This window comes from Streptomyces albicerus (assembly GCF_008905045.1).
In the GTDB taxonomy this organism is placed as follows: domain Bacteria; phylum Actinomycetota; class Actinomycetes; order Streptomycetales; family Streptomycetaceae; genus Streptomyces; species Streptomyces albicerus.
In genome coordinates this window covers 1-23681 of sequence record NZ_VWMY01000076.1, presented here as the reverse complement: position 1 = coordinate 23681, position 23681 = coordinate 1, and the positions used below count along the sequence as shown (strand labels likewise).

Annotated in this window: 26 protein-coding genes and 1 pseudogene; 15 read left to right on the top strand and 12 right to left on the bottom strand. The window is 70.4% G+C overall.

What is annotated here, in order from left to right; genetic code table 11:
• Window positions 1-628: 628 nt before the first annotated feature.
• The 3 genes from GAS53_RS45070 to GAS53_RS45060 form a co-directional block, all read right to left on the bottom strand.
• A complete protein-coding gene (locus GAS53_RS45070; protein ID WP_151483587.1) occupies window positions 629-1207 on the bottom strand; it encodes a dihydrofolate reductase family protein in 579 nt (192 codons plus the stop codon).
• A gap of 113 nt (window positions 1208-1320) precedes the next feature.
• Window positions 1321-1878 carry an SDR family NAD(P)-dependent oxidoreductase gene (locus tag GAS53_RS45065; RefSeq protein ID WP_225859497.1) on the bottom strand — a complete coding sequence of 186 codons (558 nt, stop codon included), beginning with the start codon at window positions 1876-1878 and terminating at the stop codon, window positions 1321-1323.
• Between the two features lie 91 nt (window positions 1879-1969).
• A complete protein-coding gene (locus tag GAS53_RS45060) occupies window positions 1970-3682 on the bottom strand; it encodes an IlvD/Edd family dehydratase (protein ID WP_151483586.1) in 1713 nt (570 codons plus the stop codon).
• 148 nt (window positions 3683-3830) lie between these two features.
• On the opposite strand from GAS53_RS45060, the gene GAS53_RS45055 reads away from it, so the two are divergent.
• The 3 genes from GAS53_RS45055 to GAS53_RS45045 all read left to right on the top strand — a co-directional run bounded on the left by GAS53_RS45055 (window position 3831) and on the right by GAS53_RS45045 (window position 6414).
• Complete coding sequence (locus tag GAS53_RS45055) at window positions 3831-4577, top strand: IclR family transcriptional regulator (RefSeq protein ID WP_225859496.1); 747 nt, start codon at window positions 3831-3833, stop codon at window positions 4575-4577.
• 136 nt (window positions 4578-4713) lie between these two features.
• Window positions 4714-5382 (top strand): fumarylacetoacetate hydrolase family protein, encoded by a 669-nt coding sequence (locus GAS53_RS45050; RefSeq protein WP_225859499.1) that lies wholly within the window; start codon window positions 4714-4716, stop codon window positions 5380-5382.
• 9 nt (window positions 5383-5391) lie between these two features.
• Window positions 5392-6414 carry a zinc-dependent alcohol dehydrogenase gene (locus GAS53_RS45045; protein WP_151483584.1) on the top strand — a complete coding sequence of 341 codons (1023 nt, stop codon included), beginning with the start codon at window positions 5392-5394 and terminating at the stop codon, window positions 6412-6414.
• A 366-nt stretch (window positions 6415-6780) separates the two neighbouring features.
• On the opposite strand, the gene GAS53_RS45035 is transcribed toward GAS53_RS45045, so the two are convergent.
• The 4 genes from GAS53_RS45035 to GAS53_RS45020 all read right to left on the bottom strand — a co-directional run bounded on the left by GAS53_RS45035 (window position 6781) and on the right by GAS53_RS45020 (window position 9539).
• The gene (locus tag GAS53_RS45035; RefSeq protein ID WP_151483583.1) at window positions 6781-7287 is read right to left on the bottom strand and encodes a DoxX family protein; all 507 of its coding nucleotides are present in this window, start codon (window positions 7285-7287) and stop codon (window positions 6781-6783) included.
• A gap of 161 nt (window positions 7288-7448) precedes the next feature.
• Window positions 7449-7769 carry an arsenate-mycothiol transferase ArsC gene (locus GAS53_RS45030; protein WP_404829411.1) on the bottom strand — a complete coding sequence of 107 codons (321 nt, stop codon included), beginning with the start codon at window positions 7767-7769 and terminating at the stop codon, window positions 7449-7451.
• Between the two features lie 219 nt (window positions 7770-7988).
• Window positions 7989-8666, bottom strand: a complete 678-nt coding sequence (locus GAS53_RS45025) for a GNAT family N-acetyltransferase (protein ID WP_151483581.1) — start codon at window positions 8664-8666, stop codon at window positions 7989-7991.
• Window positions 8667-8960: 294 nt separating this feature from the next.
• The gene (locus GAS53_RS45020; protein ID WP_151483580.1) at window positions 8961-9539 is read right to left on the bottom strand and encodes a TetR/AcrR family transcriptional regulator; all 579 of its coding nucleotides are present in this window, start codon (window positions 9537-9539) and stop codon (window positions 8961-8963) included.
• Between the two features lie 91 nt (window positions 9540-9630).
• Here GAS53_RS45020 and GAS53_RS45015 point away from each other — a divergent pair, with 91 nt between their 5' ends.
• Window positions 9631-10077: a DUF1772 domain-containing protein gene (locus tag GAS53_RS45015; RefSeq protein ID WP_151483579.1), complete on the top strand. Its 447-nt coding sequence runs from the start codon at window positions 9631-9633 to the stop codon at window positions 10075-10077.
• Window positions 10078-10386: 309 nt separating this feature from the next.
• Here GAS53_RS45015 and GAS53_RS45005 read toward each other — a convergent pair.
• The 3 genes and pseudogenes from GAS53_RS45005 to GAS53_RS45000 all read right to left on the bottom strand — a co-directional run.
• A pseudogene (locus tag GAS53_RS45005) lies at window positions 10387-10962 on the bottom strand (ABC transporter substrate-binding protein); the annotation flags it as partial.
• Entirely contained in the window at window positions 10908-11237 is a 330-nt protein-coding gene (locus tag GAS53_RS57155) for a hypothetical protein (RefSeq protein WP_225859495.1), read from the bottom strand. The gene GAS53_RS57155 and the pseudogene GAS53_RS45005, both read right to left, overlap by 55 nt.
• An 80-nt stretch (window positions 11238-11317) precedes the next feature.
• Entirely contained in the window at window positions 11318-13357 is a 2040-nt protein-coding gene (locus GAS53_RS45000; protein WP_151483577.1) for a beta-galactosidase, read from the bottom strand.
• Window positions 13358-13476: 119 nt separating this feature from the next.
• Here GAS53_RS45000 and GAS53_RS44995 point away from each other — a divergent pair, with 119 nt between their 5' ends.
• The 6 genes from GAS53_RS44995 (at window position 13477) to GAS53_RS44970 (ending at window position 18721) form a co-directional block, all read left to right on the top strand.
• Window positions 13477-14220, top strand: coding sequence for an SDR family NAD(P)-dependent oxidoreductase (locus GAS53_RS44995; protein WP_225859494.1), 744 nt, complete (start codon window positions 13477-13479; stop codon window positions 14218-14220).
• 67 nt (window positions 14221-14287) lie between these two features.
• A complete protein-coding gene (locus GAS53_RS44990) occupies window positions 14288-15043 on the top strand; it encodes a FadR/GntR family transcriptional regulator (RefSeq protein WP_151483575.1) in 756 nt (251 codons plus the stop codon).
• Entirely contained in the window at window positions 15040-16185 is a 1146-nt protein-coding gene (gene dgoD, locus GAS53_RS44985) for a galactonate dehydratase (protein ID WP_151483574.1), read from the top strand. The genes GAS53_RS44990 and dgoD overlap by 4 nt, the downstream gene beginning before the upstream one ends.
• A gap of 50 nt (window positions 16186-16235) precedes the next feature.
• Window positions 16236-16856, top strand: coding sequence for a bifunctional 4-hydroxy-2-oxoglutarate aldolase/2-dehydro-3-deoxy-phosphogluconate aldolase (locus tag GAS53_RS44980; protein ID WP_151483573.1), 621 nt, complete (start codon window positions 16236-16238; stop codon window positions 16854-16856).
• A 41-nt stretch (window positions 16857-16897) separates the two neighbouring features.
• Window positions 16898-17818: a sugar kinase gene (locus tag GAS53_RS44975; protein WP_263974227.1), complete on the top strand. Its 921-nt coding sequence runs from the start codon at window positions 16898-16900 to the stop codon at window positions 17816-17818.
• A 15-nt stretch (window positions 17819-17833) separates the two neighbouring features.
• The gene (locus GAS53_RS44970) at window positions 17834-18721 is read left to right on the top strand and encodes an SMP-30/gluconolactonase/LRE family protein (RefSeq protein ID WP_151483572.1); all 888 of its coding nucleotides are present in this window, start codon (window positions 17834-17836) and stop codon (window positions 18719-18721) included.
• A gap of 180 nt (window positions 18722-18901) precedes the next feature.
• On the opposite strand, the gene GAS53_RS44965 is transcribed toward GAS53_RS44970, so the two are convergent.
• Window positions 18902-19594: a TetR/AcrR family transcriptional regulator gene (locus GAS53_RS44965; RefSeq protein ID WP_151483571.1), complete on the bottom strand. Its 693-nt coding sequence runs from the start codon at window positions 19592-19594 to the stop codon at window positions 18902-18904.
• 100 nt (window positions 19595-19694) lie between these two features.
• Between GAS53_RS44965 and GAS53_RS44960 the strand changes: the two genes are divergently transcribed.
• The 5 genes from GAS53_RS44960 (at window position 19695) to GAS53_RS44940 (ending at window position 23547) form a co-directional block, all read left to right on the top strand.
• A complete protein-coding gene (locus tag GAS53_RS44960) occupies window positions 19695-20627 on the top strand; it encodes an NADP-dependent oxidoreductase (RefSeq protein ID WP_151483570.1) in 933 nt (310 codons plus the stop codon).
• 31 nt (window positions 20628-20658) lie between these two features.
• A complete protein-coding gene (locus GAS53_RS44955; RefSeq protein WP_151483569.1) occupies window positions 20659-21339 on the top strand; it encodes an SDR family NAD(P)-dependent oxidoreductase in 681 nt (226 codons plus the stop codon).
• Between the two features lie 74 nt (window positions 21340-21413).
• On the top strand, window positions 21414-21785 hold the full coding sequence (locus tag GAS53_RS44950) for a DoxX family protein (RefSeq protein WP_151483568.1): 372 nt from the start codon (window positions 21414-21416) through the stop codon (window positions 21783-21785).
• Between the two features lie 66 nt (window positions 21786-21851).
• Window positions 21852-22490: an NAD(P)-dependent oxidoreductase gene (locus tag GAS53_RS44945; RefSeq protein WP_151483567.1), complete on the top strand. Its 639-nt coding sequence runs from the start codon at window positions 21852-21854 to the stop codon at window positions 22488-22490.
• A 16-nt stretch (window positions 22491-22506) separates the two neighbouring features.
• Complete coding sequence (locus GAS53_RS44940; RefSeq protein ID WP_151483566.1) at window positions 22507-23547, top strand: LLM class flavin-dependent oxidoreductase; 1041 nt, start codon at window positions 22507-22509, stop codon at window positions 23545-23547.
• Between the two features lie 38 nt (window positions 23548-23585).
• Here GAS53_RS44940 and GAS53_RS44935 read toward each other — a convergent pair.
• The coding region (locus GAS53_RS44935; protein ID WP_151483565.1) for an AraC family transcriptional regulator at window positions 23586-23681 on the bottom strand (96 nt) is incomplete at its 5' end.

Sequence of the window (23681 nt, the reverse complement as noted above, 5' to 3'; positions counted from 1 at the left end):
GGCCGCGTGCGGTGGCCCACGGGGCCGCGTGGCGCGGAGTATCCGCGCCGATGGCGCTTCCACGGCCGTGACCTGCGTCCGTGGAAGCGCGCGTTGGTGCGCCCGTGTGCATCACGACCGGGCCGGAGCTGGGCCCGCACCGGGACCCGGACGGCGGAGCTCTGTGGAGCGATCCACCTTGCGGGCGGGGGTGACGATCCGCCGAGACACGGGAGCGGTGCAGGTGAACGCGGTTCGACCTATGTCCGGATGGTGCGCCCGCTGACCGGGCACGTCGCGTTCCGTTTGTGGCCCGATGACCGGTGACGGCAAGGATCTCCCGGGCCTGACCGATCCCGTACTCAGCCCGTACTCAGCGATGAGGGATCGAGGCCACGCTGCCGGGAATGGGCGAGACAACCGCGGACTTGAATTCCGGCGGTCCGTCCTCAAGCCCGTTTGCCAGGCCCCTGAGTTGCACGGGTCATCCCACGAGGCTGACCCCCCGGCAGAGCGCCGCACCGGGCTGGCCAACGGTCGTAGGCCGGCGGTCGTCAAGAACGGGCCACGGGCAGAGTGGAAAGAACGATGGTCGGCCTCACCGAGGCGAACTTCAGAGCGCTGGGCCTGGTGCAGTGCATGGTCGTGTTCAGCTGTGCAGGGTGGGCCGGTAGATGATCTCTTGGGTGTGGCCGTCGAACGTCCGGCTCTCGATCAGCTCGAGGTCGAAGTCGGCCGCGCCCTCGAAGATCGGGTCGGTCCCGGTCTGACCGCTGATCACAGGGAAGATCGTCACCTGGACGCGGTCGACGAGCCCGGCGGCCATCAGCGCCCGGTTCAACGACAGGCTGCCGTGCGAGCGCAACGGCACCTCGGACTCCTCCTTGAGCCGGGCGACGACGTCGACGGCGTCGCCGGCCACGACGGTCACGTCCGGCCAGGCGAAGGGTCCTGCGAGTATCGTCGACACCACCGTTGTCGGCATGCTTCGCATCCGGGAGTTCACCGGGTCGAGGTCGGCCTCCGGGATCGGACCCAGCAGCTCCACGAACTGCCGAAAGGTGTTGGCCCCGAGAACCATCCGCTGCTCTTCGCTGATCACGGCGAGGCGGTTGTCAAGGAACTCAGGACCCTGTTTTCCCCAGTAGCCGCCCCAGTCGCCGTCGGGGCCGTAGGAGCCGTAGCCGTCGAGGGTGGCAAAGACATCCCAGGTGTAGATAGCGGTCATGGTGCTCTCCTCGAGTGCGGCTGACGATCTGTTGTGGATACAGACGAGGAATCATGACGAAACTCATCGCGCTTGGACGCCTGGATTCGGGTCGCCTTCGATGCAGGTCGTCTTTAGGTCCCCAGGACGCCGCTGGTGGTCGGCTCCTTGCCGGCGGACTTGGTCAGGGCGATCACGGCCCCCTTGGAGGCGGAGCAGATCGACAGGTTGGGGTTGCCGTCCCTGCCGTCCCTGCAGTCCCTGCCGTCCCTGCAGTCCCTGCCGTCCCTGCCGTCCCTGCCGGCCATGCCGGCGAAGTTGACGACGCGACCCCAGCTGCGCTCGCGCATGCCGGGCACGAAGGCGCGCATGGTGTTCACGGTCCCGATGACGTTGACGTTGACGTTGACGTCGAGGACGCGGCGCCACTGCTCGGGCGTGGTGTCGACGAGCGGGGCGTTCGGTCCGACGATGCCGGCGGAGTTCACCAGGATGTCCAACGGTCCGATGTTGGCGGCCAGTTGCGCCAGGGCCGACTCGTCCGTCACGTCCGCCTCGACGTCGGCGCCGACGCCGACGAGGTCGAGCGTGGTCACCTTGACCCCGTCGGCCCGCAAACGTCCGGCGGTAGCGGCGCCCAGGCCGCTGGCCCCGCCGGTGACCAGGGCAGTTCGGGCAGAGGTCATCGTCATGTCTCTCCTGTGGGGTTCCCTTGGCAGGTCACCTGGTCTGCGGCAGAGGGCTGTCGACCGGGGTGGATGGACCCGTAACTCCCGGTGCCCATCAGTGGGATTCGCGGCTGACGTCGGAGCCGCTGGAGCCGATGAGGAAGTCGAGGTCGGCGCCGGTGTCGGCCTGTTGAACGTGGTCGACGTAGAGGCGTTCCCAGCCGCGGCGCGGGGCGGCGAAGCCGTCGAGGGTGGTCTTGTTCGGGGTGCGGTGGGCCAGTTCGTCTTCGGATACGTCGAGGTCGATGCGGCGGGCCGCGACGTCGAGGCTGACGACGTCCCCGGTGCGGACGAGGGCGAGCGGCCCGCCGGCTGCTGCTTCGGGGGCCACGTGCAGCACCACCGTGCCGTACGCGGTGCCGCTCATGCGGCCGTCGCAGACCCGCACCATGTCCCGCACTCCCTGCTCCAACAGCTTCTTCGGCAAGGGCATGTTGGAGACCTCGGGCATGCCCGGGTAGCCCTTGGGACCGCAGCCGCGCAGTACGAGGACGGAGTCGGCGTCGACGTCCAGGTCGGGGTCGTCGATGCGGGCGTGGAAGTCCTCGATGGAGTCGAAGACGAGGGCCCGGCCGCGGTGCTGGAGGAGGTGTGGGGAAGCGGCGGCCGGTTTGATCAGGGCACCGTCGGGGGCGAGGTTCCCACGCAGGACGGCGATGCCGCCCTCGGCGAGCAGGGGTTGTTCGCGGGTGCGGATGACCTCGGTGTCCCATGTCGGGGCGTCGTCGAGGTAGTTGACGAGGGGACGGCCGGTGACGGTCAGGGCGTCGGGGTCGAGCAGGTCGCGGACCTCACGCAGGACGGTGAGCAGGCCGCCGGCGCGGTGGAAGTCCTCCATGAGGAACCGGCCGGCCGGCTGGAGGTCGACGAGGACGGGGACGCGCGAGCCGATCCGGTCGAAGTCGTCGAGGGTGAGGTCGATGCCGAGGCGGCCTGCGATCGCGAGGAGGTGGACGACGGCGTTGGTGGAGCCGCCGATGGCGGCGAGGGCGACGATCGCGTTGTGGAAGGACGCCTTGGTGAGGAAGGTTGCGGGGCGGCGGTCGGCGCCGACCATCTCGACGGCGAGGCGACCGGTGTCGTGTGCGGCTTGCAGCAGGCGGCTGTCGGGCGCGGGAGTTCCGGCCACGCCCGGCACGACGGCGCCGAGGGCCTCGGCGACCAGGGCCATGGTGGAGGCCGTGCCCATGGTGTTGCAGTGGCCGCGGCTGCGGATCATCGCCGACTCGGAGCGGGTGAAATCCTCCTGGGTGAGCGTGCCTCCGCGCACTTCCTCGGACAGCTTCCACACATCCGTGCCGCAGCCGAGTGGCTTGCCCCGGAAGGTGCCGGTGAGCATCGGGCCGCCGGGTACGACGACCGCGGGCAGGTCGACCGACGCGGCGGCCATCAGCAGCGACGGGATCGTCTTGTCGCACCCGCCCAACAGGACCACTCCGTCAAGGGGGTTGGCCCGGAGCATCTCCTCGGTGGCCATCGCGGCCATGTTGCGCCAGAGCATGGCGGTCGGCCTCATCTGGGTCTCGCCGAGGGACACCACCGGCAGGTCGAGCGGGATGCCGCCCGCTTCGTACACGCCGTTGCGGACGGAGGCGGCGACCTCGCTCAGGTGGGCGTTGCAGGGGGTCAGGTCCGACGCGGTGTTGGCGATGGCGATCTGGGGGCGGCCGGTGAAGGCGTCGTCCGGTACGCCCCGGCGCATCCAGGCCCGGTGGATGTAGGCGTTGCGGTCCTGGCCCGTGTACCACTGTGAGCTTCGGAGCTTCACACGCGACTCTTTCCAATAGTCGGTACGGCGGTCTAATCTCCGGAATGTCATGGACGATACGCAGACGTTCGACGGACCGAAAGCCCCCGGCAGCAAGAAGGGTGAGCCCCCGACACCTCGTTCAACTGGGCGCGAGAGTAAGGGACTTGTGGGCTCGGATCGGGTGCTCGCCGTCCTCAAGGAACTCGCGCGTCACCCGGACGGCGCGGGCCTGGAGGAGCTGACGCGCGTGATCGCCAGCCCCAAGCCGACCGTGCACCGCGCCCTGCAGTCCCTGCGCCGAGCGGGTCTCGCCGACCAGGACGCCCGGGGGCACTACCTGCTCGGTGACGAGTTCCTGCGGATGGCCTTCGCGCACCATGAGGCCCGCCCCGAGCATGTCCGCGTACGCCCCGTCCTGGAGGCGCTGGCCGAGCGGTTCAACGAGACCGTGCACTATGCGGTGCTCGACGGCCATGAAGTCGTCTACCGCGCCAAGGTCGACCCGCCCACCGGCGCCGTCCGCCTGACCTCCACGGTCGGGGGCCGCAACCCCGCGCACACCACCGGGGTCGGAAAGCTGCTGCTCGCCCACGAGTTGAGGTCCCTCGTCGACGTCGAGGCCTGGATCGGCGACGGCATTCTGGAGCGGCGCACCCCGCTGACGCGCTGTACGGCCGCCGCACTGCACCAGGAATTCGAGACCACACGGGAGCGGGGTTACGCCCTGGACGACCAGGAGAACGAACCCGGTGTCAACTGCCTGGCGCTGCCCGTGTACGCAACCTCGGCGACGGCCCCGTCCGGAGCGGTGAGCATCAGCGCGCTGACCTATCGCACGCCGCTGAACGCGCTGGTCGGCGCGTACGACGAAGTCCGCGGGCTGCTCGGCCCGTTGGGCGAGCCGCTTCCCTGACTCGGCCCGTTGGGAGAACCGCTCCCCTGAAGCGTCAGCTCCCAGGCCCCGACCGGTGAGATCGCGGCCGACCGGGCCAGCCCGCCCCTACTCCTGAACTGCCCACCCGAATCTGGAGATTGAGCCCGTGTACCTCATGCGCATCGGCGTCCCCATCGCGCGCCCGCACCAGATTCTCTGCATCGGCCTCAACTACCGCGACCACGCGGCTGAATCCGGGATGGCGGTTCCCGACGAACCGATCCTGTTCACCAAGTCGCCCAACACCCTCGTCGGTCCCAACGACGATGTGCGCATCCCGCGCGGCTCCACCAAGCCCGACTGGGAGGTCGAGCTCGGCATCGTCATCGGCAAGCGCACCAGCTACCTGGAATCGGCCGAGGAAGCACGCGACGCCATCGCCGGGTATCTGGTCGTCAATGACGTCAGTGAACGCGCCTTCCAATTGGAACGCGGCGGGCAGTGGGCCAAGGGCAAGTCCGCCGAGACCTTCAACCCCGCCGGACCCTGGCTCGCGACCGCCGACGAGATCGACGACGTCTTCGCGCTCGACATGTGGCTGGACGTCAACGGGGTGCGCCGCCAGAACGGCAACACCAAAACGATGATCTTCGACCCGTACTTCATCGTGCATCACCTGAGCCAGTTCATGGTCCTGGAGCCCGGCGACCTCATCAACACCGGCACCCCGCCCGGCGTCGGCATGGGCTTCGACCCGCCGGTGTGGCTCAAGCCCGGTGACGTGATGGAGCTGGGCATCAGCGGGCTCGGCGCACAGCGCCAGCGCGCCGTCGGGCCCCGGTGAGCGCGCGTCATGCGCGCATTCGTCCTCACGGGTCCTCGCACGTACGAAGTCCAGGACCTGCCGAAGCCGTCCGCGGCACCCGGCGAGGTTGTGGTCGACGTCGAACGGGTCGGGGTGTGCGGCACCGACGTCGAGCTGTTCACAGGCGACATGGCCTACCTGCACCAGGGGTTGGCCGCCTACCCGCTGCGCCTGGGCCACGAATGGTCCGGCCGCGTCGCTTCCGTCGGGCAGGGCGTCGACGTCGGCTGGCTGGGGCGGCGCGTCACGGGGGACACCATGCTGGGCTGCGGCACATGCCGCCGCTGCGCACGCGGTCAGCAGCACGTGTGCGAGCAGCGGGAGGAACTCGGCGTCCGCGGGCCCCGGCCGGGAGCACTGGCCGAGCAAGTCGCCGTACCGGCCTCCTCGCTGCACGCCCTTCCCGCATCCGTCGACGCCGTGCTCGGCGCCCTGGTGGAACCCGGCGGCAACGCCCTGCGCGCGGCCCGCGCCGCGGCGCCGGACCGGAACAAACGGGTACTGGTCCTCGGTCCGGGAACCATCGGGCTGCTGGTCGCGATGTTCGCGCGGGCCATGGGCGCCGACGTGCACCTCATGGGCGAGACACAGAGTTCCCTGGACTTCGCGGGCCGCCTCGGGTTCGAGCGGCTCTGGCGGGAGGACACCCTCCCGGACCTTCCGTTCGACGCGGTCGTCGACGCCTCCAACGCTTCCCAACTGCCCGCTCTGGCACTGGAGTTGGTGGAGCCGGGTGGCCGTGTTGTCTACATCGGTCTGGGCCGTGAACCGAGCCGGATCGACACCCGCACGCTCGCGCTCAAGGACGTCACCGCGGTCGGTGTGCTCTCGGCGTCTCCCGCCCTCGACGCGACCGTCACCGCGTACGCGGACGGGCTCGTGGATCCCCGGCCCCTGGTGGGGGCGACCGTGGGCCTGGACCAGGTCGGGTCAATACTCGCCGGTGATCGCCCCGCGGGTGCGGGAGCCGGCCCCAAGATCCATGTCGACCCGCGCCTGAGCGGGGAGTGAGCGATGCGACGGCGGTTCCGGGGAGGCTCAGGCAGACTGCCGGACAGCCACGGCCACGGCCGCCGAGTCGCCGCGCTGCCGACCCTGCCCAGCAGGGAAGTCCCAGAACGCCACTTCGTCGTTGAAAGCGCAGACCGCGGTCAAACCCCCGGCACGCCATGCCCGCACGGCCGCCGCCGCGGCGGCCGGCGGGAGGCGGACGGCCTGCTGACGTCCGAACAGCGGGTGGTCGACGGCCGCACGCGGCGGTGTACAAGGCGACCGAGGTCAGGAAGCAGGCGCTGGCGGAGGACCGCAAGGCGCTGGCGGAACTGGCGCGCGAGGTGCTCGGGGGCGAGGCTCCCACCTGAGCCCGACGCCGTCCGGTCAGCGTCGGGCTGGCAGGGGCGCGGCGGGTGCGCCGGAGAGGCTGGTGTGCAGGCGGGCGTCGAGTGAGTAGGCGCCCGCGCCGACGAGGAGCAGGAACAGGCTGCCGCACAACTGGGCGAGATCGGTGCGGGACTCGTGGGCGAAGTCCCACCAGCCGCCGGCGCCGTCGAACAGCGGGGCGTCGCCCCACAGGATCGGCAGCTTGGTGATGAGCAGCGCACCCACCATGTCGACGATCATGGGGACGGTGGCGAGCCGGGTGAGCAGCCCGGCCAGGATCAGCGCCCCGCAGACGATTTCGAGGACGCCGTCCAATGGGGCGAAGAAGCCGGGCGCGGGGATGCCTGCCTTGTCGAACCGGCCGGTGCCCAGGGCGTCCGGGTAGAGGAACTTCTGGATCCCCTCGGACAGGAACACGGCGCCCACGTACAGCCGGATGAGAATCACGGCGCCGGGTGCCCGGGTCTGGACCAGCCGGAATCGCCGGGTGCTCGTCGGCGTCATGGGCCGGGACCTCCGCGTGGGGGATATCGGATACGGACATCCTGTACCGTCATCGCGGCGCCGGAGAGTGCGACATCACGGCGTTCCTGCACACGAGTGCCTCTCGCCGCCTGTGTCTTGAGTCTCTGCCGTCCTGCGCGGCGTATCGGGTCGGGCCGTTGTCACTGATCGCGTGGCCGCGGTGTCAGGTCGGTGGCCAGGCGTTCGACGCGGGCCCGGATGTCGTCGCGGATGGCCCGGACGCCGTCCAGGTCCTTGCCTGCGACGTCCTCCACCGGCCAGTCGACGTGCCGCTGACCGGGCAGCGTGGCGCAGGCGTCCGCGCCGCTGGTGGTCACCACGACCTCGCTGGCGCCGACGGTCTCCTCGGTCAGCTGCCGAGGGGTGCGGCCGGACAGGTCGATGCCGACCTCAGCCATCGCCCGCACCACCAGCGGGTTGACCCGCTCGTCCGGCTCCGGCCCCGCGGACTCCACGCGGATGCGGTCACCGGCCAGTTCCTGAAGAAAGGCATGCCCAGCACCTCGCAGGGTCCGGTCCCATCCACCCGCGTCGAACCAGATCGCGAAGGGGTGTAGCTCTTCCTCTGGGAAGACCCTGAATATTGTTGTGAGGTAGTCAGCTCTGGTGTCGATCCAGGCAAAGGTGAGGCTGACGGCCCACGCGAGGAGAGCGCGCGTCTGCCCTGGGTGGCTTGGTGATCAGTCAGCTGGTGGCGGGTCGATCCCGAGGACTGGCAGGCAGTCGCCAACGGCGACGAGTTCGATGTCCTCGCGCCGCCGCTTGATCCACTGCTCGCGGGTCAGCCTCCATTGTGTGATCTCCGCCGGCTCGCCGCGCCGGGTGTCCCAGCTGACGCCGTTCGGCACGTAACCCAGAGCTTGGGAGACACGGTTCGAGGCATGGTTGTCGAAGAAGGCGTCGCTGCTCGCCTCACGGGCCCCCAACCCATCAAAGGCCAGATGCAGCACCGCCTGCCGCATCTCCTTGCCCAAGCCGCCGCCCCGCACGTCCGGGCTGAGCCAGGAGAATGTGGTGACCGTTCCAAACGTGGCGAAGTCGATGCCGATCAGATCCTGCATGCCCACCGGCTCGCCGTCGATGACCACGACGAAGTACAGACGCCAAAGGCTCGCGCTGACCCGGCCTCGGCCCGACCACACCCCCCGAAGCCAGCCCCACTCGCGCTGCGGGCTCTCCTCATAGAGGGACATCGGATCGTCAAAAGGCCACGGAGGCTGCGTGACCACGCCTTTGCGAACCGTCGGGACCAAGCGCTCCAGGAGCTCATCTGTCGCCCCTAGCAAGGACAGTCGGGGCGTGTGCACCTGCACGTTCAACGGGGGATACGCGGACAAAGGCGAGGCAGCCGTCGGCATGGGCGCAACCCTATGGGCCGGCCAACACGGCCCGCATCACATATTCGTCCCGGAGCCTGAGCATGGCGATTTTCCCAGAGGGAGAACTCCACCCACCGCGAAGTATGACTGCGTACTCGGGCGCGTATCGAGTCGTGATCAATGAGCACCGCAGCTTCCGGGCCGGGTGCCCCGTCGGGGGTACGGGGCCGGCGATCTGCGGCTGCGCCGTGTGGGCGCGAGCGACCGGAAGCGATGTCGCAGGCAGGCAGCGGGGCCCGAGGACCCCGGCCGTGTGCCATCCAGGACGGTGCGTCAGAGCATGGCGAGTCGGTCCACCAGCAGCTCCGTCCTGCGCTCGGTGTCCTCCGGCGGGAGCCGTCCCGCTCGGGTCAGGGTGGCCAGTCCGTGCAGGGACGCCCAGAACGTCTCGGTGAACAGCTCCGGGCGCACGCCGTCCCCGGCGACCTCGCTGAGGCACTCCAGCAGCGCGGCGAAGGCGTCCTTCAACGGTTCGGGGGTGTCCTCCTGCGCGTACGCCAGGCCGCCGTCGAGCTGGAACAGGGCGTCGTAGACCGCCGGATGGCGTTCGGCGAAGGCGAGGTAGGCACGGGCCAGCGCGGTGACCCGGGCGCGGGGGCCGTCGGCGGCGGCGGTCGCGGCCCGCATCGCCACGGCCATCTCGGAAGCGCCCTGCAGAGCGACGGCGCCGATGATCTCGCGCTTGCCGCGGAAGTGGCTGTAGAGGACGGGCTGGCTGTATTCGATGCGTTCGGCGAGCCGCCGGGTGGTGACCGCGTCCCAGCCCTGCTGCTCGGCGAGTTCGCGGGCCGTGGCCACGATGAGGCGCTCACGCTGCGCCCGTTCGCGCTGCTTGCGTTCCTGTACCGACATGATTCGATCCTAGCATCGCTAGACAAGCGAGCGGCAGCAGTACTAGCGTTGCCTCATCAGCTAGCGATGCTAGATATCACGAGGGGTCGTCATGCTCAATGCACTCGAGGTCGTCACCACCGTGGTCGTCGGCGTGATGGTGGGGGTGGAGTTCTCCGTCCCCTTCTTCAGCAACCCGATCCTCAACACACTCCCCGGCGACAACGGCCTGCGCGGCCGCGTCCATGGGGCCCGACTGGGCGGCGCCGTGATGCCGTTCTGGTACATCGGCTCGCTCGTCCTAGTCGGGGTCTGGGCCGTCGCCGGATGGGACGACGATGGCACCGGCCTCGTCGTGACCGCCGCCGCGCTGCTGATCGTCAGCGTGCTCATGTCGATCCTGGTGCTCGTCCCGATCAACAACCGGGTCAAGACGTGGACCGCCGGCAGCCGGCCGGCCGACTGGAAGGAGCAGATGAAGCGCTGGGACCGCTGGCACTACGTCCGCGTCGCCGTCATCATCGCCGCCTTCGCCTGCCTGGCGACCGCCCTCACCTGAGCCCGCGGGCCGACACCGCGCCGGTGGTGCACAATCCCCACTCCCCGGGCGGCAGCGGGCCACCGCACTCCCGACATCCGGGAATGCAGCTGCCGCTGAGAGCCCGCAACTGCGATCCCGACAAGCTACGTCCCTCGACGACCTGCGCGGCTCTCGGCTCTGGTTCGGGTGAGGTCTTTGATCCAGATCACCGAGGCACGCAGGTGAAGCCCGGCGAAGTAGCTTTCCGGGGTCTTGTCGTAGCGGGTCGCCCCAGTTGGCGGAGGCGTTCTCTCCCCGAGTCCACTGCGGCAGGGGAGCGACCCGCCACTTCCCCTTGGTGCCCGGTGCGTTGCTGCGCAGCATGGCATCGCCCCACTGCGGCCTGACCCAGGCGGAGATCTGTCCGGTCTGGACCTGCCTGAACCAGGCGCTGGACATGTCGGGCCCGACGAACACGAGGTCGTCGCGGACCATCCGCTCCCAGTAGTCGGCCACCTCACGCGAAAGGTCGCTGTCCATGTCGACGATCCAGTCGTCGCCTTCGGTCCGTATCCACCGAGCACCACGTTGCCAACACATCGCGGCGAACCAGCTGGGCTGGTTGGGCGCGAACGTGCACAGCCGGGCGCCGCCGCGGGCCTTGACCACGCGGGCGGCCTGTTCGAACTCGGCCCAGGTGGCGGGCGCTTCGATGCCCCACTTCTCGAAGAGGTCCTTGCGGTAGAAGAGGCCCATCGGGCCCGACGCCTGCGGGATGGTACGGACCCGCCCGTCGAAGACACCCTGGTCCCACTGCCACGGCACGTAGCTGTCGCGCAGCTCGTCGGCACCGTATGCGCTCAGGTCCGTCAGGCCGTTGACCAGCATGAAGCCGGGAAGCTCGTGGTATTCGACCTGCGCCAGGTCCGGGGGTTCCCGGCCGTCAGCGAGGCGTGCATCTTCTGGTAGCCGCCCTGCACGTTCTGGGGGATGGTCTGCATCTCGACGTGGATGTCGGGGTGCGTCCGGTTCCACAGGTCGACGGTGTTCTGCATCGGCACCCAGGTCCAGAAGACGAGTCTTACCTTCTGGCCGGGGCGTGTCGGGTTCTGCCGGGTCGTGCGGGCGGCTCCGACGGTCTCGCCGCAGGCGGTGAGGGCCGGGAGCGCGGCGAGTGCCCCGACACCCCACCCGAGCACTGACCTCCGCGATGGTGGTGAGGTATGCGTGTCTGTCCTTGTGTTCCTTGCGTCCCTTTGTCTACGGCTCGATCAGTTGTCTACGGCTCGACCAGTACGGCTACTCCGGCTCCCGGCAGCGTGACGCGGTCGGTGGGAGCAGCCCCTTGGGCCAGGGCGTCGGTCATCGGCGCGGGGAGCCTGATCTGCACCTCGTGCTGACCGTGGTTCAGCAGGAAGACGAACCGTCCGCCGTCGCCTTCGCGCACGGTCGCCTGGACGTGCTCGGGAAGCCCGGGAAGGACGGGCCCGACCGACGCCGTACGGCACACGTCGTCGGTCAGGGCCCGCATGGCCTCGGGTGCGAGACGCGTCGCGACGTACCACGCCTGTCCTTCGCCGAAGGAGTGGCGGGTGACCGCCGGCTGCCCGGCCAGCGGCCCCGGGCCGAACTCGGCCACCGTCTGTGCCCCTTCGAGCACGACGGTCTCCGACCACAGGTCGGCGCGGCTGACCGTGCCGTCCGAGTGCCGGACGTCGACCGTCGCCTTCTCCGCCAGCGGCCAGAACTCCTCGACGTGCAGGCCCAGTACCTCGCGCAGCGGCGCGGGGTATCCGCCCAGGTGCACCCGGTCGCAGTCGTCGACGATGCCGGAGAAGAACGACACCAGCAGCTGGCCGCCGCCGCGTACGAACTCGGTGAGTCGCTCGGCGTCCGGCTCCTTCAGCAGATACAGGTTGGGCACGACGACGAGGCGGTAGCCGGACAGGTCGCGATCGGGGGGTACGACATCGCAGGCGATGCCCGCTTCGAACAGCGGCCGGTAGTGGGCGAGCGTGATGTCCATCTGGTCCAGTGCGGTGGACGGGTGCGAGTCCAGCTCCAGGGCCCACCAGCTGTTCCAGTCCAGCACCAGGGCGACATCGGCGGTGGACCGTGTGCCGGCGATCTGCGGCACAGAGGCCAACTCGCGGCCCAGGTCGCGCACTTCGCGAAAGGTACGGGTGTCGGTGCCGCCGTGCGGGACCATCGCCGAGTGGTACTTCTCGGCGCCGCCCCGGGACTGGCGCCACTGGAAGTACAGCACCGCGTCCGCGCCCTGGGCGACCGCCTGCCAGCTCCACAGCCGCATCCGCCCTGGTGGCTTGGGCCCGTTGCGGTCACGCCAGTTCACCGCGCTGGGGGCCTGCTCCATCAGCATCCACGGCTGACCGGCGCGGGCGGAGCGAGTGACGTCGAAGATGAAACCCGCCGAGATGTGCGTGTCCTCGTCGTGCGGATCCTGGTAGACGTCGACCGAGACGACATCCTCCTCGGCGGCCCACCGGAAGGCGTCGACGGGTTTGTGCACGCCGATGAAGTTGGTCGTGACGGGCACGTCCGGTGTGATCCGCCGCAGCACCTCCTTCTCGGTCAGGTAGCACTGCAGCAGCGCGTCGTCGGAGAACCGGGCGAAGTCCAGTTGCTGGGCCGGGTTGGGGAAGGTGGGCGCGAGCCGCGGTGGCAGCACTTCGTCGAAGGTTTCGTAGTGCTGTGCCCAAAAGGCCGTCGACCAGGCGTCGTTGAGCGCCTCGATGTCGCCGTACCTGTCTGCCAGCCAGCGCCGGAAGTCGGCCGCCGACTCGTCGCACCAGCACTGCGGGGTGTGGCACCCGTACTCGTTGCCGATGTGCCACATCTCCAGCGCGGGGTGGTCGGCGTACCGGGTGGCCAGTCTCTCGACCAGGCGCGCGGCGTACTTGCGGTACACGGCACTGGAGGGGCAGTAATGCTGGCGTCCGCCGGGCCACATGCGGCGGCCGTCGGCGGTCTCGGGGAGGATCTCGGGGTGCAGCCTGGACAGCCACGGAGGCGGGGACGCCGTCATGGTGGCCAGGCATACGGCCACACCTGCCCCGGCGAGGTTGTCCATGACCCGGTCGAACCAGGCGAAGTCGTACTCCCCGGGCCAGGGCTCCACCTTGGCCCAGGAGAAGATCCCGGCCGTCACCATGGAGACGCCTGCCTCCTTCATCAGCGCGACGTCCTCGGCCCACACCTCCTCGGGCCACTGCTCGGGGTTGTAGTCGCCGCCGAAGGCGATCCCGGCCGGGCGCAGGTGCCGCCGGCTGTCGATCGGTACTGAAGGTGCCTCATGCATGCCGGTCAGTCTTGGAGCGTCATCGCCACGCCGTCAAGATATATTCATAATTAATTGAAACAGCTATGGTGGGTGCAGGCATCAGAGGGGAGACACACGCGATGACGGAGTGCCGCAGGATGGCGGGGCGAGTGGCGGTGATCACCGGCGCCGCACACGGGATAGGCGCGGCCACGGCTCGAAGGCTCACGGCCGAGGGCGCGACCGTCGTGGTCACGGACGTGGACGACACGGCGGGCAAGGCGCTCGCCGCAGGCATCGAGGACAGCGGAGGACGCGCGGAGTACGTACGTTGCGATGTGACCTCGGCCGCCGACTGGGAGAACCTGGCCCGTCACGTCGACGAGCGTCACGGGCGGCTGGACGTGCTGCACAGCAGTGCCTTCGCCCAACTGAACAAGCCCGCCCACGAGCTGAGCGAGGCCGAGTGGGACGGTCAGATGGCCGTCCTGCTCAAGCCGGCCTGGCGCGGGATGAAGACCTTCGCGGCCATGCTGCGCGAGGCCTCGGGGTCCGTCGTCCTCACCTCCTCGGTGCACGCGGTCATCGGCCTGCCGGGCCACGCCGCCTACGCTGCCGCGAAGGGTGCACTGTGCTCGCTGGGGCGCCAACTGGCCGCCGAGTACGGGCCGGACATCCGGGTCAACACGGTGCTGCCCGGACCCATCCTGACCGCCGCGTGGGAGGGGATCCCGGAGTCCGACCGGGCGCGCAGTGTGGCGGCCACGGCGGCCAAACGGTTCGGGCAGCCGGAGGAGGTGGCGGCTGCCGTCGCCTTCCTGGCATCGGCGGACGCCTCCTATGTGACCGGAGCCGGCCTCGTGGTCGATGGAGGATGGAGCGTCATGAAGGAGTCCTCCTGAGTGGCATGCACCGAGCGGTGAGCCGTGCGCGGCCGCCGCGAACAGAAGCTGAACGGAAACGGAGAACGTGGTGACCCATCCCCCTAAGGGGCTGCACGGCCAGGCGGTGGAGGAGCTGGGCCGGCGCATCATCCGCGGCGACTACCCGCCGGGCTCCGTGGTGGACCCGGTCAAGTTCGAGACGGAGCTCGGCGTCAGCAAGACGGTGGTGCGCGAGGCGATGCGGGTGCTGGCGTCCAAGGGCCTGCTCGAGTCGAAGCAGAAACGCGGTACGACCATCCGGCCCCGAGCCGACTGGAACCTGCTCGACAGTGACCTGCTGCGCTGGCAGGGCAGCAGCGATCCGACCGACGGCTTCCTGGAGGATCTCGCCGAGGTCCGCGCCATAGTCGAGCCCGCCGGAGCCCGGCTCGCCGCGACCCGCCGCACCGCGTCCGACCTGGACGCGATGCGCCACGCGCTCGACGCCATGGCGGCCGCCGGGGCGGACGCGGACGCGATGGTCGAGGCGGACCTGGCGTTCCACCGGGCCCTGCTGGACGCCGCCCACAACGAACTGCTGAGCCGGATGGAGGTCGTCATCGAGGCCGGTCTGCGCGTACGTGACCGGATCGTGCACGGCGCCCGGCACTTCTCCGACTCCATCCCCGTGCACCAGGAACTGCTGGACGCGGTCGAAGCCGGTGATCCGGACGCCGCCGTGACCGCCGTCGAGTCACTCCTGGCGCAGGCCTCCCACGACCTGGCGGCCGTGCGGGAGGGGACGGACGGGGGAGACGGGGACGACGTCGTGACCGACACGCTGCCGAAGGAAACTCCTTGAAGATAACCGGACTTGAGACGTTCCTGGTGGCCCCGCGCTGGCTGTTCCTGCGCGTCGCCACCGACGAGGGCGTCACCGGCTGGGGCGAGCCCGTCATCGAGGGACGCGCCGAGACTGTACGCGCCGCGGTCCATGAACTGGCCGACTACCTCGTCGGCCGGGACCCGCTGCGCATCGAGGACCACTGGCAGGTGCTCACCAAGGGCGGCTTCTACCGTGGCGGCCCCATCCTCTCCAGTGCCGTCGCCGGCATCGACCAGGCACTGTGGGACATCGCCGGCAAGACCTACGGCGTCCCGGTGCACCGCCTCCTCGGCGGCCCGGTACGTGACCGCGTCCGCATGTATGCCTGGATCGGCGGGGACCGCCCAAGCGACGTCGCGGAGCTGGCCGAGGAACAGATGAAGGCGGGCTTCACCGCCGTGAAGATGAACGGTTCGGCCGAACTCGCCCCGATCGACACCCCCGCCCGCACGGCCGAGGTCGTCGAACGTGTCGCGGCCGTCCGCGAGGTACTGGGCGACGAACGGGACATCGCCGTCGACTTCCACGGCCGGGCCTCCACCGCCATGTCACGCCGCCTGCTGCCCCTGCTGGAACCACTGCACCCGCTGTTCGTCGAGGAACCCGTCGCACCGGAACACTCGGGCAACCTGCGCAGCCTGGTGGAGTCCACGAGCATCCCCCTCGCCACCGGCGAACGCCTCTACTCGCGCTGGGACTTCCGCGAGGTACTGGCCAGCGGCATCGCCGTCGCCCAGCCCGACCTTTCGCACGCCGGCGGCATCTCCGAAGTCCGCCGCATCGCGGCCATGGCCGAGACGTACGACGTCGCCATGGCCCCCCACTGCCCCCTCGGCCCGATCTCCCTGGCCGCCAGCCTCCAGATCGCCTTCTCCGTACCGAACTTCCTCATCCAGGAACAGAGCATGGGCATCCACTACAACCAGCAGTGCGACTTGCTGGAGTACGTGATGGACCCCGAACCCTTCCGATTCCAGGACGGATACGCCGTGGTCGGCTCCCGCCCGGGTCTCGGCGTCGAGATCGACGAGAAGGCGGTACGCCGCGCCGCCGAGACCGGACACCGCTGGCGCAACCCCGTATGGCGGGGCGCCGACGGGGCGTTCACCGAATGGTGACCACTGTCAGGCCGACCCCCGCACCCCACGCCCAAGGAGAGCACGCTCCCATGAACCTGGTGGAATCGCTCCGAGCCCACCGCCTGTTGGCGATCGTCCGCGGCAAGGACCCCGCCGCCGCCCTGCGCACCCTACGCACCCTCGCCGAGGAGGGCATCGCCGCCGTCGAGGTCTCACTGACCACCGCCGACGCCTTGACCGTCATCAGGCAGGCGCGCGCCGAACTCGGCCCCGACGCACTCCTCGGCGCCGGAACGGTGCGCACGGCCGCGGACGCCGCCCGCGCCGTGGACGCCGGTGCGTCCTACCTCGTCACCCCGGCCCTGGTCGACGGGCTGGAACCGTACGGCGTACCCGTGCTGATGGGAGCCCTGACACCGAGCGAGATCGAACTCGCCCTCGCACGCGGCGCCGACGCGATCAAACTCTTTCCCGGCTCCCTCGGCGGACCCGGCTATCTGCGGGCCCTGCGCGACCCGTTCCCCGACGTGCCCTTCGTGCCCGTCGGCGGAGTGGACGCGCAGGCCGCCCGCGACTACCTGGACCGGGGCGCCCTCGCCGTCGGCGTCGGCTCGCCCCTCGTCGGGGATGCGGCCGACGGCGGCGACCTGGACCGACTCCGCGCCCGGGCGGCCGTGTTCCGCAAGGTGGCCGCAGGGGAGACGCCGTGACGGCACAGGCTTCACCCGAGGTGGTGACCTTCGGCGAGACGATGGCGGCGCTCCGCGCCCACGGCGCGCTGCGGCTCGGCGGCAGCCTCGGCCTGTCCGTCGCGGGAGCCGAGTCCAACGTCGCGATCGGTCTCGCCCGGCTCGGGCACCGGGTGCGCTGGGCCGGCCGGGTCGGTGCGGACGAACTCGGCGCCCTGGTGCTGCGCACTCTGCGCGCCGAGGGCATCGACACCACCCACGCGGTCACCGACGACACCGGCCGGCCCACCGGACTGCTGCTGACCGAACCCCGCCTGGGCACGCTGACGCGGGTCAGCTACTACCGCGCCGGTTCGGCGGGTTCGGCCGTCTCCCCGGCGGACGTACTGCCTGCGTTGGCCCCCGGAACCCGCGTCCTGCATCTGACCGGCATCACCCCGGCGCTCGGACCGTCGGCGGCCGAGGCGACCCTGGCCGCCGCCACGACCGCTCGCGAGGCCGGCATCACGGTATGCCTCGATGTCAACTACCGCTCGCGGCTGTGGACTTCCGACCGCGCCCGCACGGTCCTGCGACCGCTGCTGGCCCACACCGACCTGCTCATAGCCTCCGAGGACGAGCTGCCGCTGGTGCTGGAGCGGCCGGCCGCAGACGAGTCCGAGTCCGCGCGCGGTGTGCTGACCGCCGGCGTCAGAGAGGTGGTCGTCAAACGTGGCGCACGCGGCGCGACGGCCTTCACCGCCGACGGGGCGACCGACTGCCCGGCGCGACAGGTCGACGCCGTCGACCTGGTCGGCGCGGGTGACGCCTTCGTGGCCGGATACCTGTCCGGACTCCTCGACGGCGTGGACCTCCCGGCCCGTCTGCACCGAGCCGTCACCACCGCGGCCTTCGCCGTCGCCACCCGGGGCGACTGGGAAGGCCTGCCGACACAGGACGAACTCGGCCTGTTCGACCAGCCGGACGGCACGACGATTCGCTGACTCAGGAGACCGAACGTGACATCAACGGCAGTGCCCGCGACAGTCGTCGTGGACGGAGGGTACGAACTCGCCGAGGGCGGCCGCTGGGTGGACGGCAGGTACGTGTACGTCGACATCCTCAGCGGCCGGCTCTTCGAAATGCGCGACGACACCGGACCGGCGGCTCCACGCCAACTGGCCCGGCTCGCCGTGCCGTTGGGCGCCGTCGCCCCGGTGAGCGACCGGCCGGGTGTCTGGATCGCCGCCGTCGGCACCGGCATCGCCCTGCTCACCGCCGACGGCGCAGTGGAATGGCTGGACCGCCCCGAGGACCGCACCCCGGTCCCCAGCCGGATGAACGACGGCGTCGCGGACCCCGCCGGCCGCTTCTGGGCCGGCAGCATGGCCTACGATGCCACCCCCGGCGCGGGCTCGCTCTACCGGACGGATCCCGACGGCACGGTGGTACGCGTCCTCGACGGCCTGACCATCGCCAACGGCCCGGCGTTCACCACCGACGGCACGACCATGTACGTCGCCGACACAGCCGTCGGAACCATCCTCCGCTGCCGCATCGACCCGATCTCGGGCGACCTCTTCGGCGGCCCGGAGACCTTTGCCCAACTGCGGAACGGCGAAGGAAGCCCCGACGGCATGACCGTCGACGACGAGGGCTGCCTGTGGGTCGCGATGTGGGGCGCCGGCGCGGTCCGCCGGTACCACCCGGACGGACGCCTGCTCCACACCCTGACCGTGCCGGCCCCCCACCCCACGTCGGTGTGTCTGCACCCCAGCGACAACCGCCTGTTCATCACCACGGCCCGGCACGGGGTGAAGAACCCGACTGCCGCCTCCGGCGCGGTGCTGAGCGTTCCCGTACCGGTCAGCGGAACGGCAGCCTGCTCCTGGCGGGTCCGGCACTGACGTGCGCGAGGACGCCACGGGCATCGCGGTGAGGGGGCCGACGAGACGCCGGCGCGCCTGGCTGCTGCCGCACTCCTCCTGGAGTGCCCGTCCCAGAGTGCACTCCGGCCGATTGGGCGAGTTCCACCGCCGTCGGCGAGGACCTCGCGCGAACGCGTACTACGGGCCGAGGCCGCCGCCCTAGGCGGTGCCCGGGCCTCGTGAGAGGCGGACCATGGCGCGGTAGAGGGCGGTGGGCGGCGGCGCTTGGGGCAGTGGGGGGATCGGGGCGCCGGGCGCGGCGTAGGAGCGGATCATGTGGGCGACGAGGCGGCGCCAGGTGTCGGGGGCTGCGTCGCCGGTGGCGGTGACGACTCCGGCGTTGGCGATGAGCAGGATGACGACGTCCTGGTCGGTGAAGTCGTCGCGCAGATGCCCGGTGTTCTTGGCGCGGGTGATCAGTTCGAGCAGCCGGTCGTACGCCTCTGCGCGGCGGGCTTCCAGGGTCTTGGCGGTGGGGAAGGCCATGGTCAGGACGTCGGCGAAGCCGCGGTCGGCGGCCTGCATGGCGCAGATGGCGTGCAGGTAGCCGGTGAAGCCGTGCCAGGGGTCGGGGTCGGCGAGTGCCTCGGTGACGGCGGCCGTGTAGGCGTCCATGCGTTCGGCGAAGACGGCGGCGACCAGGTCGTCCTTGGTGGGGAAGCGGCGGGAGAGCGTGGCTTGGCCGACGCCGGCCTCGCGGGCGATGGAGGCCATGGAGACGCCGAGTCCGGCGCGGGCGTAGAGGCGGCGGGCGGCGGCCAGGATGAGGCAGCGGTTGCGTTCGGCGTCGGCGCGCAGTCCCGCTCCGGGCTGCTGTTCCGGGGTGTCGCCGGGAACTGCGGAAGAAGTCATGCCCTCACTCTATCCAAGTGGAATGGGTTCCCCAGTTCTGTTGTTAGGCTGTGCGGAAGTAGAAACGGGGAGGCCGTTTCACTTACGGAAGGGTGCTTTCATGCGCGCTGCCACGCTCGAATCCGTCCCCTCGACCCCGGCCGTGACGGAAGTGGACATGCCTCGCCCGGAGGCCGGGGAATTGCTGGTCAAGGTGGCCGCCGCCTCGCTGAACGGCATCGACATCGCCGCCGACTACACGCAGGCATTCATGGAGCACCGGTACCCGCTGGTCCTCGGCCAGGACTTCGCCGGCACCGTCGAGGCGCTGGGCGAGGGCGTGGAGGGCTTGGCGGTCGGTGACGCGGTCTTCGGTGTCGTGCTGAAGCCCTTCCTGGGCGCCGGGTCGCTGACCCAGTACGTCACCGTGCCCGCCGGACACGGCGTCGCCCGCATCCCCGCGGGCCTGACGGCGGGGGACGCGGGCGCGCTGGGCGTGGCCGGGGCCACGGCCCTGGTGAGCCTGGACGCGGTGGCCCTGGCCGAGGGCGAGACGCTGCTGATCTCCGGGGCCTCCGGCGGGGTGGGCGCGCTGGCGGTGCAGCTCGCCGCCGCCCGCGGCGCGAAGGTGATCGCGACCGCCCGCCCCGGCGCGCAGACCGACTTCGTCACCGGCCTGACCGACGCCGAGGTGCAGGTGGTCGACTTCACCGGTGACCTTCAGGGGCAGGTCCGCGTGATCGCCCCGGAGGGTGTGGACGCGGTGCTGCACCTGGCGGGCGACGGCGCGGCGCTGGCCGCTCTGCTCCGGCCGGGCGGACAGCTCGCCTCGACCACCGGCCTGACCCAGGACGCCGTGAAGGGGCAGGACGTCACCGTCCACACGATCATGGCCAACCCCGACGCCCGGATCCTGACCTCCCTGGCCGAGCAGGTCGCCTCCGGCGCACTGCGGGTGCCGGTCACCGCCACCTACCCGCTGGAGCAGGCCACGGAGGCCTTCGCCGCCTTCGGCGCCGGCACCCCGGGCAAGATCGCCATCGCCTGCTCCTGACATCCGTCGCTTCACGGAAAGAGACCTGATCGTGCCCACTCTCGCCATCGTCGGCGCCGGCCCCGGCATGGGCCTGGCCATCGCCCGCACCTTCGGCAGCGGCGGCTTCGACGTCGCCCTGATCTCCCGCACCAAGGAGAAGCTTCAGACGCTGGTCGGCCGGCTCGGCCAGGAAGGCATCACCGCCGAGGCGTTCACCGCCGACGTCCTGGACCGGGCCTCCCTGACCGCCGCCCTGGACGCCGTGAAGGCCCGCTTCGGCGGCATCGACGTACTGGAGTACTCCCCGGCCCCGCACTCCCCGGAGCCCGGCCTCACCATGGTCGCCCCCTCGGAGGTCACGGTGGACGATCTGCAGCCGCAGATCGAGTACATCTTCTACGGCGCCGTCGCCGCCGCCCGCACGGTGCTTCCCGCGATGCGCGAGGCGGGCGCCGGCACCCTGCTGTTCACCACGGGCGGCGGTTCGGTGGATCCCAATCCCATGCTCGGCAACGTCAACGCCGCCGGCGCGGCCCTGCGCAACTGGGTCATCGACCTGAACAAGGAACTGGCCGGCAGCGGTGTGCACGCCGCCCACGTGGCGATCAACGTGTGGATCGGCGGGGGCGGCCCGGAGGGCTTCCCGACGGCCACGCCCGAGCAGATCGCCCCTCTGTACTGGGACCTGCACGAAAACCGCGACCGCTCCGAGGCCGTGTTCAACGCCTGACCGGCCGGCTCACCCCGCTTCAGGGGGGCATCCGCCCCCTCCCTACCCTGTCCCCTCCCCGAAGGAATCCGTACGTGAACGTCTTCTTGTGGATCGTGCAGGCCGTGCTGGCCGCCATGTTCGCCATGGCCGGCGTCATGAAGTCCACCCAGCCCAAGGACAAGCTGGTCGGCCAGCTGCCCTGGACGGTCGACTTCTCCCAGGCCACCGTCCGCTTCATCGGCATCGTGGAGTTCGCCGCCGCCCTCGGCCTGATCCTTCCCGCTGCGACTGACATCGCCCCTGTGCTGACCCCGCTGGCCGCGACCGGCCTGGTCGTCGTGATGGTGCTGGCGGCAATCACCCACGCCCGCCGCAAGGAATCCGGCGCCATCGCCTTCAACGCCGTCCTGCTGATCCTGGCCGCCCTGGTGGCCTGGGGACGCTTCGGCCCGTACAGCTTCTGACCCCGTCCTTTTGATCCCTCCTTCTGATCCCTTCCTTCTGACTGCCACCGCGAGGAACCACACCTGATGCGAGTCACCGTCTTCGGCGCGACCGGCGGCATCGGCCGCCTCGTCGTCCAGCAGCTCCTGGACGACGGCCACCAGGTCACCGCCCTTGTCCGCACCCCCGCCAAACTCGCCCTCACCCACTCCCACCTCACGGCCGTCACCGGGCAGCTGTCCGACCGCGATGCCGTCGAGCAGGCCGTCAGCGGCGCCGACGCGGTCGTCAGCGCGCTCGGCCCGTCCCTGAAGCGGTCCACGACCGGCACAGCGGTGACCGACGGAACTCGCACCATCGTGCAGGCCATGGAGGCGCAGCAGGTGGCCCGGTTCATCGGGCTGGCCACGCCCTCACTGGCCGATCCGCAGGACAAGCCGCACTGGAAGCACAAGGTACTGCCCGTCGCGGCCGGGCTGATGTTCCCCAACGCGCTGGCCGAGCTGAAGGGCATGACCGAGGCCGTCACCGGCTCCGATCTCGACTACACCATCGCCCGCATCACCAACCCAACCGACAAACCCGCCACCGGCCGTATCCGCTCCGGATTCCTCGGCCACGACAAGGTCGGCTCCGCCATGAGCCGTGCCGACATCGCCGCGTTCCTCGTCGCGCAGCTCACCGACACCCGCTACCGGCGGGCCATGCCCGCCATCAGCAACTGAAGCCAGGACTCCCGCCATGACCTTGGAACTCGGCGTCTACTCCTTCGGCAACACCCCGCGCCTGCCCGACGGCAGCCGCGGCCCCACCGCCCAGGCCCTCCGCGATGTGCTGGAGGCCATCAAGCTCGCCGACGAGGTGGGTCTGGACTTCTTCGGGGTGGGCGAGCACCACATGCGGGCGATGCCGCTGTCCTCGCCCACCTCCGTGGTCAACGCCGCCGCGGCCTCCACCAGCCGGATCAAGCTCAGCACCGCGGTCACCGTCCTGTCCACCGACGACCCGATCCGGGTGTTCCAGCAGCTCGCGACCGCCGCGTCCCTCGCTCCCGGACGTATCGAGCTGGTCGCCGGACGCGGATCCTCGACGATCACCTTCCCGCTGTTCGACCACGACGAGCACGACTACGACATGCTGTACGCCTCCAAACTCGACCTGCTGATGGCGGTCAACGCCGGCGAGAACGTCACCTGGCGCGGCCCCCACCGCAGGCGGCCGCTGCAGGACGTCACCGTCTTCCCCCGCCCCGAGGAGCCGCTGAAGATCTGGCTGGGCACCGGCGGCAGCCCGGACTCGGTGTACCGCGCCGTCGAGCTCGGGCTGCCGATGTTCCTCGGTGTCCTCGGCGGCACCCCCGAGCACTGGGCGCGATACGGGCACGCCTACCGGGCCGCCTGGGCCGAGGCCGGCCACCCCGCCGAGCGAGCCGACATCGCGGTCTCCATGCACGGGTTCGTCGCCGAGTCCGGCACCCGGGCCCGGTCGACCTACCTGGAGTACGAGCACCGCATGATGGCCGAGGGCATGGCCGAACTGGGCCGCCCCGCCCCGTCACGCGCCGGCCGCGCCGCGAACTACGGCCCCGACGGCATGGTTTTCGTCGGCAGCTCCGACGAGATCGCCGACCGCATCCTCCACCTGCACGGGTTGCTCGGTCACACCCGCCAGATCCTTCAGATGGACGTCGGCGGCATGCCCCAGCGCGACTTCCTGCGCGCCATCGAACTGCTCGGCACCAAGGTGCTGCCCCAGATCCGCGCCGAACTGGCGAAACCCTGACCTGGTCGGTCATGCGAAACGCGGGCGCGCGGAGGCCATCACGCGGAGGAGCGGGGGTGGTTCTGGTCGCGCCAGGCGCGAGGCGAGATTCCGTAGGCCTGTTTGAACACCTTGCTGAAGTGGGTCGCGTCCAC

What these genes read in the sequence shown, in the direction of transcription:
- GAS53_RS45065 (WP_225859497.1), bottom strand. Translation starts at nt 1,878, where the DNA reads ATGACGATGACCTCTGCCCGAACTGCCCTGGTCACCGGCGGGGCCAGC.
- GAS53_RS45000 (WP_151483577.1), bottom strand. Translation starts at nt 13,357, where the DNA reads ATGCATGAGGCACCTTCAGTACCGATCGACAGCCGGCGGCACCTGCGC.
- GAS53_RS44965 (WP_151483571.1), bottom strand. Translation starts at nt 19,594, where the DNA reads ATGACTTCTTCCGCAGTTCCCGGCGACACCCCGGAACAGCAGCCCGGA.
- GAS53_RS45020 (WP_151483580.1), bottom strand. Translation starts at nt 9,539, where the DNA reads ATGTCGGTACAGGAACGCAAGCAGCGCGAACGGGCGCAGCGTGAGCGC.
- GAS53_RS44975 (WP_263974227.1), top strand. Translation starts at nt 16,898, where the DNA reads ATGGCGGCGCTCCGCGCCCACGGCGCGCTGCGGCTCGGCGGCAGCCTC.
- GAS53_RS45070 (WP_151483587.1), bottom strand. Translation starts at nt 1,207, where the DNA reads ATGACCGCTATCTACACCTGGGATGTCTTTGCCACCCTCGACGGCTAC.
- GAS53_RS45050 (WP_225859499.1), top strand. Translation starts at nt 4,714, where the DNA reads ATGCGCATCGGCGTCCCCATCGCGCGCCCGCACCAGATTCTCTGCATC.
- GAS53_RS45045 (WP_151483584.1), top strand. Translation starts at nt 5,392, where the DNA reads ATGCGCGCATTCGTCCTCACGGGTCCTCGCACGTACGAAGTCCAGGAC.
- GAS53_RS44940 (WP_151483566.1), top strand. Translation starts at nt 22,507, where the DNA reads ATGACCTTGGAACTCGGCGTCTACTCCTTCGGCAACACCCCGCGCCTG.
- GAS53_RS44995 (WP_225859494.1), top strand. Translation starts at nt 13,477, where the DNA reads ATGGCGGGGCGAGTGGCGGTGATCACCGGCGCCGCACACGGGATAGGC.
- GAS53_RS45025 (WP_151483581.1), bottom strand. Translation starts at nt 8,666, where the DNA reads ATGCCGACGGCTGCCTCGCCTTTGTCCGCGTATCCCCCGTTGAACGTG.
- GAS53_RS44945 (WP_151483567.1), top strand. Translation starts at nt 21,852, where the DNA reads ATGCGAGTCACCGTCTTCGGCGCGACCGGCGGCATCGGCCGCCTCGTC.
- GAS53_RS44980 (WP_151483573.1), top strand. Translation starts at nt 16,236, where the DNA reads ATGAACCTGGTGGAATCGCTCCGAGCCCACCGCCTGTTGGCGATCGTC.
- GAS53_RS44960 (WP_151483570.1), top strand. Translation starts at nt 19,695, where the DNA reads ATGCGCGCTGCCACGCTCGAATCCGTCCCCTCGACCCCGGCCGTGACG.
- GAS53_RS45015 (WP_151483579.1), top strand. Translation starts at nt 9,631, where the DNA reads ATGCTCAATGCACTCGAGGTCGTCACCACCGTGGTCGTCGGCGTGATG.
- GAS53_RS45035 (WP_151483583.1), bottom strand. Translation starts at nt 7,287, where the DNA reads ATGACGCCGACGAGCACCCGGCGATTCCGGCTGGTCCAGACCCGGGCA.